A 12,237-nucleotide genomic window follows, 5' to 3' on the forward strand; every position below is an offset into this window, starting at 1 on the left:
GTTTATTTTTGTCGGTATTGACCGGTAATCGCGGACTGGCTGTTGAGAGTTGAGGGAAAAAAGAATCCTGTCGCGCTTGGTGCTGTGAAATCGCATAACTCTGGTGTGGTAATATGCGCCGTTAACTGAATAAAAAATACATGCTGGGAGCTTGGGTATCGCGATGACTGTCGCTCGCTGGATCTGGATAGCGCTGCTGTGCACCCTGTCATCCGTGATTTGGGCTGCGCCCATGGTCGTTGAGCCAAATCAGCCCCCGGCTGCGCTCACCGCATATCTGTCACTTCTGGAGGATGACCTGGGCGAGTTGAGCCTGCGTGACATACGCTCACCGGTACATCAGCAACGCCTGCAGCCAATCGCCGGCCACCAAACCAATTTTGGATTTACCCGAGCCGCTTACTGGGTTGCATTCACATTGCATAACCCGACGTCATCCCCGATGGGACTGGTGATTCGCCAGGACTACCCCCTGATTGATCAACTGGATTTCTGGTTTCAGGATGCCGAAGGCCGATGGCAGCAGGTGGCCACCGGGGATCGGCGTACGTTTGACTCACGCCCTCTGGATCTCAGGGATTATGTATTTCCGGTTTCGTTGCCAGCAAATAGCAGCCGTACCTATTATCTGCGCTATGCGACACAGGGGTCGATGAATATCGGCCTCAGCGTCAGTAGTGAAACCGCATTTTTGCCCAAGCTCGCGCAGGAACAGTTGCTGCTGGGAATTTACTACGGTGGCTTCCTGGTTCTCGTGGTATACAACCTGTTCCTGTTCCTGGCTGTGCGTGATCGGGCCTATGCCTTTTATATGGGCTATGCGATCTGTTACGGGCTGTATTTTGGTGTCCACAACGGTCTCTCCTTCCAATACGTGTGGCCGGGGAACCCATGGCTGGCCAACCAGAGCCTGGTGATACTCCTCGGGTTCACGTTGATCTTTTCCATACAGTTTGTCCGGGCGATTTGTAACGGCCCGCAACTGGCGCCGCGCACCGATAAATGCGCGCGCGGGTTGCTGTATGCGGTAATCCCGTTAACCGCAATTGCGCCGCTGGTCAGCTATGGGCCGATGATCTTGAGCATGGCATCCCTGACCTTGCTCATCACGCTGCTGTTTATGGTGATGGGGGTGATAAGCCTGTTGCGAGGCTCCATTTTTGCCCGGTATTTCCTTCTGGGGTGGACCACATTGCTGGTCAGCGTTGTGGTTTATATGCTGAAAACATTCGGTCTGCTGCCGCACAACAGCTTTACCCACAATGCCTTTCAGGTCGGCGCACTGGTGGAAATGGTGCTTCTGTCGCTGGCACTGGGGGCCAGGATGAGCGAGATCCAGAAGCGTGGCTATATCGATGAGCTTACCGGCCTGTACAACCGGCGCTATTTCGATGAGCAGCTGCCGCGGGAATTCAATCTCGCTGCTCGGAGCACGCACCCGCTGGCACTGTTGATTCTCGACCTGGATCATTTCAAAAGTATTAATGACCGTTACGGACATGCTCGCGGTGATGCCGTTCTGAGCGCTGTGGGCCTGCTGGTCAGCAAGCAGGTACGCAAGCCGGTATTGGCCTGTCGTTATGGTGGTGAGGAGTTTGCCATTCTTCTGCCCCGTACGAGCCTCTCGCAGGCCTCTGTCATCGCCCAGCGTCTGGTCAGCCTGGTGGCGGAGCTTGAGCTGGATGATATGCCGCTGAGCGTGAGTATCGGTGTTGCCGGATTTGAACAGGGTAATTACGCGTCGGCAGTGCAGCTGTTTGAAGCCGCTGACGCCGCGCTCTACCGGGCAAAACAGGCCGGCCGCAACCGGTTTGAGATCGAAGTCACCGGTCTGGTTGCCGGTGGAGAGACCTCGCCGGCGATTGTTGCCCCGTAAACAGGTCGCCATCGATTGGCGAATCAATCAGTAAAAGTGAGTTGATCCTTATGAACACTGCCATACGGCTGTTACTCGTTTGCCTTTTTTCACCGGTTGCATTGTCTGCAGAATTCACCAAGGGGCCAGTGATTAAAAACTATGGCGGCGTGGCCGAGGTGATACAGAGCAGTCCGCTCACGGGAGAAGAGCGCTTCAAGGTGGCGTTTGATGTGGCGGAGCAGGGCGAAAGCGGCAAGGCGAATCGACGCTTCGAAAGCCTGGCCCGCTTTCTGAATATGCAGGCCCGCGCGGGTGTTCCACCTGAGCAGGTCGAACTGGCGCTGGTCGTCCATGGCAAGGCTGGCTTCGATCTGCTTGCCAGCCGGCATTACCGCGAGAAATTTGGTGGCGATAATCCCAACGCACCGCTCCTCGCGGCGCTGCAGAAATACAATGTGCGTGTCTATCTGTGTGGGCAATCTGCGGCCTATCACGGAATTGAAAACGCGCAGCTGCTACCCGGTGTGAATATGGCTCTCTCCGCCATGACGGCCCATGCGCTATTGCAACAGCAGGGATACACGCTAAATCCATTCTGACCGACAGCGCCATCGCCCGCGCACGATTACCGGCAACCGGGGACGCGCGCGTACCCAGGGGAGATTTCGCAGGCTTAACGCAGCAGCAGCTCGTTTTCGATGGGAATGAATTCGCTGGCTGCGTTAATCAGCGTGTCTGCAGTAAGCGCCGCGACACCGTAGACTTCCACCTTCTTGCCGCGATCGATTCTCAGCTTTTCCACCAGCAGATCAAAATCACCATCCCCGGATACCAGGATGATGCAGTCGGCGTCTTCTCCGTATTCCAAGGCATCTATGGTGATCCCCACATCCCAGTCTCCTTTGGATGAACCGTCGGATCGCTGGATATAGGGCTTCAGTTTGACCTCGAAGCCGATGGCCCTGAGTATGTTCTGGAACTCCTGCTGCTTGCGATCACCGCGGTCGATCGCATAGGCAATGGCCTTGGTGACCTGTCGATCTTTGCCGGCCTTTGCCCAGAAGCGGTTGTAGTCAAAATTGCAATTGAAGGCTTGCCGCGTGGTGTAATACACATTTTGAACATCAACAAATATCGCGACTTTAGGTATGGCAGGTATGGTAGGCATTACGGTTGAACCTTCGACAGCGAGACAGGCGGGCTTGGCGTGCCCGGCTACTATAGCACCCGGGCGTTTTGCCCACTCTTATGTGTCGCCTGCAGGAAAAGTTGGGGGTATCTGTTCCCTTAAGCGAGCCTGCTCATGAAATTGGTGGATTTCTGTGCGGTGGATTGGCTCAGTCTATAAGGGTAATACCCAAGAGCTATCAGAATCCATTTTTAGATTGTGGTTATTAATGAGGGCGATAACAACGTCTAATTTCAACGTGATTGCGTGACCCTATAGGCTTCTCTCGTCCGATTGATGAGACTATAAGGAACGCAATCCCATGCTCAAGAAAGCCCTCCCCCTGGCGGTGGCCCTGGCGACCGCCATCTCCGTCAACGTAAACGCCGCTCCGGCGAATGACGCCATGTCCAACCAGGACTGGTGGCCGAACCGAATCGACCTGCAGCCGCTGCGCATGAACGCGGAAAAGTCCAACCCGATGGGTGCCGACTTCGACTACGCCGAAGCCTTCAGCAAGCTGGATCTGGACGCGGTCAAAAAAGACCTCGAGCAAGTCCTTACCACTTCCCAGGACTGGTGGCCGGCTGACTACGGTCACTACGGCCCATTCTTTATCCGTATGGCCTGGCACAGTGCTGGCACCTACCGTGTATACGACGGTCGCGGTGGCGCCGGTGGCGGCCAGCAGCGTTTCGAGCCGCAGAACAGCTGGCCGGATAACGTGAGTCTCGACAAGGCCCGTCGCCTGTTGTGGCCGGTGAAGCAGAAATACGGCAACAGTATTTCCTGGGCAGACCTGATGGTACTCGCCGGGAACGTATCCCTCGAGTCCATGGGTTTCAAAACCTTCGGTTTCGCCGGTGGCCGTGAAGACGACTGGGAAGCAGACATTGTGTACTGGGGTTCCGAGCGCGAGTGGGTTGCCAACGACAAGCGCTTCAATGGCGATGTTCTGGAAAAGCCGCTGGCAGCGGACCACATGGGCCTGATCTACGTAAACCCGGAAGGCCCGAACGGCAACCCGGATCCTCTGGCTGCCGGTCACCGTATTCGTGATACCTTCGCCCGCATGGCGATGAGCGACGAAGAGACCGTTGCCCTGATCGCCGGTGGTCACACCTTCGGTAAAGCCCACGGTGCGCACAAGCCGCAGGAATGTGTTGGCGCAGCGCCGGGCGGCGCCCCGATCGAACAGCAGGGCTTCGGCTGGGAAAACAAGTGTGGCAAGGGCCACTCTGAAGACACCATCACCTCCGGCCTGGAGGGCGCCTGGTCTGCCAATCCGATTGCCTGGAGCTCCCAGTTCCTGGACAACCTGTTCGGTTTCGAGTGGGTGAAAACCAAGAGCCCGGCCGGCCACACCCAGTGGGAACCGAAAAATGCCGAGCAGGTGAAGTTCGTTCCGGATGCGCACGTTGAAGGCAAGCGCCACGCGCCGATGATGTTCACCACCGACCTGTCCATGCGCTTCGACCCGAAGTACAAGGAAATCGCTGAGCGCTTCCACAAGAACCCGGAAGAGTTCCAGCAGGCTTTCGCCAAAGCCTGGTTCAAGCTGACTCACCGCGACCTGGGTCCGCGCGCGCGCTACCTGGGTGACGAAGTACCGGCGGAAGTGCTGAGCTGGCAGGACCCGATCCCTGAAGTGGATTTCAAACTGATCAGCGATCGCGACGTGAAAAACCTCAAAGCCAAGGTTCTGGACAGCGGACTGACCGTTCCCGAACTGGTGCGTACTGCCTGGGCTTCCGCGTCCTCTTTCCGCATTACCGATATGCGCGGTGGTGCCAACGGCGCACGTATCCGCCTCGCTCCGCAGAAAGACTGGGCGGTGAACAACCCACAGGAGCTGGACAAGGTTCTGGGCCAGCTGGAGAAAATCCAGCAGGAATTCAACAGCAAAGCCTGGGGTAACAAGAAGGTGTCCATGGCGGACCTGATCGTTCTCGGCGGTGCCGCTGCGATCGAGCAGGCGGCCAAGCAAGCCGGTTACGAGGTTACCGTGCCGTTCAAGCCAGGTCGCAACGATGCCACCCAGGAAATGACCGACGTTCAGTCCTTCGGTTACCTGGAGCGCAAAGCGGATGGCTTCCGTAACTACTACAGCAGCGACGCACACATGATGCCGGTGGATATGCTGATCGACAGCGCCAACCTGCTGGATCTGAGCGTGCCGGAAATGACTGTGCTGGTCGGTGGTATGCGTACCCTGGGGGCGAACTACGACGACTCCAGGCACGGCGTTTTCACCGACAAGCCGGGCACCCTGAGCAACGACTTCTTCGTAAACCTGCTGGATATGGACACCAAGTGGTCCAAGTCCTTCAAGGAAGATGGCCTGTACGAAGGTAAGGATCGCGAGACTGGCGAAGTGAAGTGGACGGCCACTCCGGTGGACCTGATTTTCGGTTCCAACTCGGAGCTGCGTGCGCTGTCTGAGTTGTACGCCACCAACGACAATGGCGAGAAGTTCGTAAACGACTTCGTCGCTGCGTGGACCAAGGTGATGACACTGGATCGTTTTGACCTGAAGTAATCCGATCCTGCGCAGTAGGGAAGATTGCCACATTCACGTTGTGGTACTTAGCGGCACTTAAAAGGGGCGACCTTCGGGGAGCCCCTTTTTTTATTTCTCCATTGGATTCAGTTGCCAGAGGAAGCTCTGAAATTTCCTGATATTAGACTGTGGTATCATTTGTACGCATTATATTTTTGGAGATAACGCTGATCAGCTGGGGGAAGGCGACCGGTTTGGTCAGGTAGTCGTCCATCCCTGCACTCAAGGCAGCGCTTTGCTGTTCACTAAAGGCGGCAGCTGAAAGTCCGATGATCGGAATATTACGAATCTCCGGTATCTGCCGAATTTTTTTTGTGATTTCGATGCCGGTAATTCCAGGTAAATGTACGTCCATCAAAATGATATCGGGGCGAATTTCCAGAGCTCTTTCTATCCCTGTCGAGCCATCGGTGACGAACGTGACATTCACGTTCTGGTCGTCGCAGAATGCGTTCATTAACGCTCTGTTAACCGCGTTATCCTCAAAAATCAGCAGGTGGATGCCATCTAGAGTCTTGAGAGTTCCCCCTTTATCTGCAGGTTTCTGATCTTCCGGATCTCCCTCTGCCAGCGGAAGCTCCACCCTGAAACGTGTGCCGATATTTTCAGTACTTTGCATACTGATGCTTCCACCGAGTAGCTCTACCAGACTGCGGGCAATTGGCAGGCCCAGTCCGGTTCCTCTGGATTGGCCGTCAGGGGATTTATCCACTTGTTCGAACGGCTCAAAGATAGTCGCTTGCTGTTCAAGCGGGATCCCAATGCCGTGATCGATAACCTCCAGATACATCCTTTCGCTATCGAGATATTGCAGCCTGAGATCGATGGCGGTATTTTCATGAGAAAATTTAATCGCGTTGCCAATCAGATTGATCAAGATCTGCGAGAGCTTGCCGCGGTCTATTCGAATAGTCTCAGGGAGGCGAAGATCGATATTGCTATTGAGTCTGAGATTTTTACTGACCGCCTGGGGCTCACAGGAAACCAGAATACTTTTGACCAGACTTGGTAGATGAACATTTTCATCCACGGCTTCTATTTTCCCAGCTTCGATGCGTGAAATATCCAGTACGCCGTTCACCAGTTCCGCCAGCCTCTGGCCACTAATGGCTATTTTTTCCAGGCGCTCCTTAAATTCCTGTGGCAGGTTGATAAGTCCGCTGCGATTCAGTAATAGCTGGCTGAATCCGACGATGGCGTTGAGCGGTGTGCGTATTTCGTGGCTCATGTTGGTCAGGAACTGGGTTTTGGAGCGGCTGTAAAACTCGGCTTTTTCCTTTGCCTGAACCAGTTGCCGCTCCAGCGCCTTGCGCTCGGTGATATCGAGAATCACACCGATCAGGCCGCCCAGTTGACCGTCTTTTGTTTCGTAGGCTGCCTTATTGAAGATGACGTCGTGCAGACTGCCATCGGCATAGACTACGGATGATTCGTAAACCTGATGGCCTCTCTGGTGCATCAGTTCCATATCTTTCTCGTGATAAACACGGGCTTGGGGGCCGGGAGAAACACCGTAGACAGAGCGGCCAACAATCTCCTCCCGAGGTTTGCCCAAAAAAGCTTCAAATGCACGGTTGCAGCCACTGTAGATACCTTCCGCATCCTTATAAAAAATGGGGGCGGGAATGGCGTCGATGAGTATCTGTAGAAATTGCAGCTGGTTGGAGAGCGCCTGTTCGGTTGTTTCGTGCTCGCCAAGCTGCTGTTGATAGGTTTTGTTAAGGTCTTCCTGGTGGGCAAGCTGCGCGATTAACTGCTCGATCCGGTAATGGTACTTGCAGTACAGGAGGTAGGTGATGACGGCAAATGCGGATGAGGCCAGGAGAATGCGTAGGATTGAGCCAAGCAGTAGCGCATCTTGAAACCATCTTGTAATCATCCATTCACAAATGCCCATTAAGAGCAGAATGGCAAGAGAGTTCGCTGCAGCATGGCGAGAAAGTGGCAACTGCAATCCAGATGAAAGCGGCATGGCATGATCGTTGTTAGCGTTGGTATTGAATCAAACACTACTCAAACTATTGAATGCCGGCAATATTTCCGGTCTTGTCCCTCAAGATGGCATAGCGCATACAAAAAAGCCCGCAACATGTGCGGGCTTTTCGCGTTCAGACCAATCAGGTCTTGAGCTTTTTGTACTGCATGCGGTGTGGCGTGGCATTCTCACCGTTGCGCGCCACGAAGTCCTCGTGGTACTCGGTGTAGTTGCCCTCAAAGAACACCACGTTGCTGTCGCCCTCGTAGGCGAGGATGTGGGTTGCCACGCGGTCGAGGAACCAGCGATCGTGCGAGATCACCATGGCGCAGCCCGGGAAGCTCAGCAGGGCTTCTTCCAGCGCGCGCAGGGTTTCGATGTCCAGGTCGTTGGATGGTTCGTCCAGCAGCAGTACGTTGGCGCCCTGCTTCAGGGTGTAGGCCAGGTGCAGGCGGCCGCGCTCACCACCGGAAAGCTCGCCCACGCGCTTCTGCTGATCGCTGCCCTTGAAGTTGAAACGGCCGATATAGTTGCGCGAGCCCACTTCGTAGTTGTTGATCTTCAGAATGTCCTGACCATCGGAAACGGCTTCCCATACGGTCTTGCTGTCGTCGAGGTTTTCGCGGCTCTGGTCGACGCTGGCGATCTTCACGGTTTCACCGATCTTGATCTCGCCGGAATCCGGCTTCTCGGTGCCGTTGATCATGCGGAACAGGGTGGACTTACCAGCGCCGTTACCGCCGACGATACCGACGATGGCACCCTTGGGTACGCGGAACGACAGGTTGTCGATCAGCACGCGGTCGCCGAACGACTTGCTCACATTCACCAGCTCGATCACGTTGTCACCCAGGCGCTCGCCCGGTGGAATGTAGATCTCGTTGGTCTCGTTACGGGCCTGGAACTCCTGCGACTGCATTTCTTCCAGGCGGGACAGACGGGCCTTGTTCTTGGACTGGCGGCCTTTCGGGTTCTGGCGGGCCCACTCCAGTTCTTTCTGCATGGCCTTGGCGCGGGCCTGCTCACCTTTCTGTTCCTGCTCCAGGCGCTTCTCTTTCTGTTCCAGCCAGGTGGTGTAGTTACCTTCCCAGGGAATACCGTGGCCGCGGTCGAGTTCCAGAATCCAGCCGGCGACGTTGTCGAGGAAGTAGCGGTCGTGGGTAATGGCGACCACGGTGCCGTCGAAGTCGTGCAGGAAGCGCTCGAGCCAGAATACGGATTCGGCGTCCAGGTGGTTGGTCGGTTCGTCGAGCAGCAGCATGTCGGGGCGGGACAGCAGCAGGCGGCACAGGGCCACACGGCGCTTTTCACCACCGGACAGGTTGTTTACGTCCGCATCCCACGGCGGCAGGCGCAGGGCGTCGGCGGCCACTTCGAGACGGTGCTCCAGGTTGTGGGCGTCCCAGGCCTGGATAATGTCTTCGAACTTTTGCTGTTTCTTGGCCAGGGCGTCGAAATCTGCGTCAGGCTCGGCGTAGTCGGCGTAGACCTGTTCCAGACCGGCGAGGGCGTCGATGGCTTCACGCACGCCGTCTTCCACGTTGCCGCGTACATTCTTGGCGGGATCCAGCTGTGGCTCCTGGGGCAGGTAGCCGACCTTGATGCCGGGCATGGCACGAGCTTCACCGTTATAGTCCTGATCGACGCCGGCCATGATGCGCAGCAGGGTGGACTTACCGGCGCCGTTCAGACCCAGTACGCCGATTTTGGCGCCGGGGAAGAAGGACAGGGAAATATCTTTCAGAATTTCACGCTTGGGCGGAACAACTTTGCCCACGCGGTTCATTGTGTATACGTATTCAGCCATTAGAGCTCGATTCCAGTCGGTCAGAATTTGCGCGCAAGTTATCAGTTTGTTGGAAAACTTCAACCCGCTGTTTGGCAGAGTTCAAAGGGGATGTCCCACGATGATATTCGGGTACCTCAGAGGCGGCGCTGCTACCGGCAAAACCTATGCGAGACACACCGTGAACCCATCCATGGGGGCTCTTCTAAAACATCCCTGTTTTAGAAGGTCTCGCATAGGTTTTGCCGGTATCAGCACCTTCGCATCACGCGCATTGCTTTCGATTAGCTTCATGCTGTCAGGCTACGAAGAGCGAGGCTCTGAAATGAAGGTGGAGTGGCGGGTGAAAGGTTTCAAAAGCGTCGGCGCCATGGGCCGAAGGCGCCGTGAATACATGGAGCGGCCGGGCCACGGCGCCGACGCAGCTTACAGGGATGTATTTACAGGGGGGCGCCTAGCCCGGTTTTGAAACCTTTCACCCGATGCTTTACCGCCACAGGGCTCGCGCTAGCGGGAACCACCGGGCCAGAAGTGCTCAACACTCGTCCTAAACCATATGAGGGAGTTGGTGCCACTCGCTCTCATCTATGTTTAACTTTGTCCCAAATAAGTAAACAGCCGGGACCCAGTATGACCCAGGACTCTCCAATCATCGTTGAGCGCCAAGGCCCGATCGGTAAATTGACGCTGAATCTGCCCAAAGCCCTCAATGCCCTCAACCTGGACATGATCGACATCATGGCCGCACAGCTCAGCGAATGGGAACAGGACGACAGCGTCGCCTGTATCTGGATTGAAGGTGCCGGAGACAAGGCCCTGTGTGCCGGCGGCGATGTGGTCGCGCTGCACCGTACATCTGGCAGCTATGGCGAGCAGGGGGCCAGTCAGTTCGTGCAGGACTTCTTCACCCGCGAATACCGCCTCGACTACCGTATCCACACTTACCCCAAGCCGATCATCGTCTGGGGCAGTGGCATTGTCATGGGCGGCGGCATCGGCATCATGAGTGGCGCCAGCCACCGCATCGTCACCGAAACCACCCGCTTGGCCATGCCGGAAATCACCATCGGCCTGTTCCCGGATGTGGGCGGCAGCTGGTTCCTGAACCGCATGCCTGGCCGCACCGGGCTGTTCCTCGGCCTGACCGGCGCTCAGTTCAACGGTACCGACGCCCTCTACTGCGGTATGGCCGATCGCCTGCTGCCCGCCGCCGGTAAAGACGACCTGCTGGCGGGGCTGGCCGGCCTCGATTTCACAACCGACTCAGGGCACAACCATGTCCTCGTCAGCAAGGTCGTCCAATCCCTTGAAATGGCCGCCAGCGAGCAGCCTGCCCCCAACCTGCGCACCCACTACGACGTCATCCAGGAGCTCACCGATGGCGCGACCCTGCCTGAGGTCTATCAGGCCATTGTCAGCTACAGTGGCGATGATCCGTGGCTGCAGCGCGCCGCCAAGACCCTGTCTGCCGGGTGCCCGCTGACCGCCTGGGTGGTGTGGGAGCAGTTGCGCCGTGCGCGGCATATGTCGCTGGCGGAGGTATTGCGTATGGAACTGGCCCTGGCCGTCAACATGTGCAGTAACGGTCAGGTTAAAGAAGGTGTGCGTGCACTGCTGATTGATAAAGACCGCAACCCACAGTGGCAGCCGGCCACCTTGCAGGACGTGACTTCAGCGCATGTGGCAGCCTGCTTCGGATCACCGTGGGAAGGGCAAAGCCCACTGTCAGACCTTCGCTGACCTGGACTGCATTAGGTCAACACCAGAACCACAACACCAGAGCCAGAAAGGGCTTGTCGCAAAAGAATAAACGGCCCGGATTGAGTCGGGTACAAATAATCGATACGTACGGATCACGTAAGGAAGCGATCAATGAATGAGAATAATAAAAACATAGCCTTTATCGGCCTTGGCAATATGGGCGGTCCTATGGCCGCGAACCTCGTGCGGGCCGGATTTACCGTGGTTGCATATGATCTGTCGGAAGCAATGCTGCGGCGCGCGGCCGATGCCGGCTGCCGGCGGGTGGCCTCGGCCCATGAAGCCGTAGAGGGGGCGGATGTTGTGGTCTCCATGCTGCCCAATGGCGAGGCCGTGCGCACACTTTATCTGGGCGCGCGCGGACTGCTGCAGACCATGGGGCCAGAGACGCTGCTGATTGAATGCTCCACCATTGCTGCCAGCGATGCCCGCCAGATTATTGCCGCGGCATCGCAGCGCAATATCGCCGCGCTGGATGCGCCGGTCTCCGGGGGAACCGCCGCGGCAGCCGCCGGCACACTGTCCTTTATGTGTGGCGGCGACGCGCAAGCACTGGAGCGAGCGCGGCCGGTGCTGGCGGCGATGGGAGCCAATATCTTCCACGCCGGCCCGGCGGGTAGCGGGCAGGTGGCCAAAATCTGCAACAACATGCTGCTCGCGATCCACATGATTGGCACCGCCGAGGCACTGCAGATGGGGGTGGACAACGGGCTGGATCCGAAAGTGCTGTCCGAGATCATGTGTGCCAGTTCCGGTGGCAACTGGTCGCTGGAAAAATACAATCCCTATCCGGGGGTAATGGAAAACGTGCCCGCTTCTCACGACTATGAAGGCGGATTTTCCGTGGCACTGATGCTGAAAGACCTGGGGCTGGCCATGGATACGGCGGCCGGCAGCGCGTCCTCCACGCCGCTGGGTGCGCTGGCGAAAAACCTGTATCAGCTGCACGGTGGTGACCCGGTGAATCGCCAGTTGGATTTTTCCAGTATCCAGAACCTGTTCCGCCGCCCGGTCGGCAACTGAATCGCTCGCTTTTAAAAACTTCCCATCCAGATCAATTTTTCGGGGCGCGTGTCGCCCCGAAAACTTTTCGCTGATTTACTTCTGCTGCTTTCTCCATAAAGCTTAA

Annotated in this window: 8 protein-coding genes; 5 read left to right on the forward strand and 3 right to left on the reverse strand. The window is 56.7% G+C overall.

Going from position 1 to position 12,237, the window contains the following annotated elements; genetic code table 11:
- Window positions 1-163: 163 nt before the first annotated feature.
- Together ACNKU7_RS02715 and ACNKU7_RS02720 are read left to right on the forward strand one after the other, a co-directional pair.
- Entirely contained in the window at window positions 164-1,876 is a 1,713-nt protein-coding gene (locus ACNKU7_RS02715; RefSeq protein WP_418295422.1) for a diguanylate cyclase, read from the forward strand.
- Window positions 1,877-1,926: 50 nt separating this feature from the next.
- Window positions 1,927-2,457, forward strand: a complete 531-nt coding sequence (locus ACNKU7_RS02720; protein ID WP_418295423.1) for a DsrE family protein — start codon at window positions 1,927-1,929, stop codon at window positions 2,455-2,457.
- Between the two features lie 74 nt (window positions 2,458-2,531).
- Here the strand turns inward: ACNKU7_RS02720 and ACNKU7_RS02725 are convergent, their stop codons facing one another.
- On the reverse strand, window positions 2,532-3,026 hold the full coding sequence (locus tag ACNKU7_RS02725; protein ID WP_418295424.1) for a LabA-like NYN domain-containing protein: 495 nt from the start codon (window positions 3,024-3,026) through the stop codon (window positions 2,532-2,534).
- Window positions 3,027-3,348: 322 nt separating this feature from the next.
- On the opposite strand from ACNKU7_RS02725, the gene katG reads away from it, so the two are divergent.
- Window positions 3,349-5,565, forward strand: coding sequence for a catalase/peroxidase HPI (gene katG, locus ACNKU7_RS02730; protein ID WP_418295425.1), 2,217 nt, complete (start codon window positions 3,349-3,351; stop codon window positions 5,563-5,565).
- 142 nt (window positions 5,566-5,707) lie between these two features.
- On the opposite strand, the gene ACNKU7_RS02735 is transcribed toward katG, so the two are convergent.
- Window positions 5,708-7,558, reverse strand: coding sequence for an ATP-binding protein (locus ACNKU7_RS02735; protein WP_418295426.1), 1,851 nt, complete (start codon window positions 7,556-7,558; stop codon window positions 5,708-5,710).
- 145 nt (window positions 7,559-7,703) lie between these two features.
- Complete coding sequence (ettA, locus tag ACNKU7_RS02740; RefSeq protein WP_418295427.1) at window positions 7,704-9,368, reverse strand: energy-dependent translational throttle protein EttA; 1,665 nt, start codon at window positions 9,366-9,368, stop codon at window positions 7,704-7,706.
- 609 nt (window positions 9,369-9,977) lie between these two features.
- On the opposite strand from ettA, the gene ACNKU7_RS02745 reads away from it, so the two are divergent.
- Together ACNKU7_RS02745 and mmsB are read left to right on the forward strand one after the other, a co-directional pair.
- Window positions 9,978-11,087, forward strand: coding sequence for an enoyl-CoA hydratase/isomerase family protein (locus ACNKU7_RS02745; protein ID WP_418295428.1), 1,110 nt, complete (start codon window positions 9,978-9,980; stop codon window positions 11,085-11,087).
- A gap of 132 nt (window positions 11,088-11,219) precedes the next feature.
- The gene (mmsB, locus tag ACNKU7_RS02750; protein ID WP_418295429.1) at window positions 11,220-12,131 is read left to right on the forward strand and encodes a 3-hydroxyisobutyrate dehydrogenase; all 912 of its coding nucleotides are present in this window, start codon (window positions 11,220-11,222) and stop codon (window positions 12,129-12,131) included.
- Window positions 12,132-12,237: the final 106 nt, after the last annotated feature.

The sequence above is a fragment of the Microbulbifer weihaiensis genome, assembly GCF_048323715.1.
Classification (GTDB): domain Bacteria; phylum Pseudomonadota; class Gammaproteobacteria; order Pseudomonadales; family Cellvibrionaceae; genus Microbulbifer.

Excerpts from the sequence above, each read along its gene's own strand:
- mmsB (WP_418295429.1), top strand. The coding sequence starts at position 11,220 with ATGAATGAGAATAATAAAAACATAGCCTTTATCGGCCTTGGCAATATG.
- ACNKU7_RS02720 (WP_418295423.1), top strand. The coding sequence starts at position 1,927 with ATGAACACTGCCATACGGCTGTTACTCGTTTGCCTTTTTTCACCGGTT.
- katG (WP_418295425.1), top strand. The coding sequence starts at position 3,349 with ATGCTCAAGAAAGCCCTCCCCCTGGCGGTGGCCCTGGCGACCGCCATC.
- ACNKU7_RS02745 (WP_418295428.1), top strand. The coding sequence starts at position 9,978 with ATGACCCAGGACTCTCCAATCATCGTTGAGCGCCAAGGCCCGATCGGT.
- ettA (WP_418295427.1), bottom strand. The coding sequence starts at position 9,368 with ATGGCTGAATACGTATACACAATGAACCGCGTGGGCAAAGTTGTTCCG.
- ACNKU7_RS02735 (WP_418295426.1), bottom strand. The coding sequence starts at position 7,558 with ATGCCGCTTTCATCTGGATTGCAGTTGCCACTTTCTCGCCATGCTGCA.
- ACNKU7_RS02725 (WP_418295424.1), bottom strand. The coding sequence starts at position 3,026 with ATGCCTACCATACCTGCCATACCTAAAGTCGCGATATTTGTTGATGTT.
- ACNKU7_RS02715 (WP_418295422.1), top strand. The coding sequence starts at position 164 with ATGACTGTCGCTCGCTGGATCTGGATAGCGCTGCTGTGCACCCTGTCA.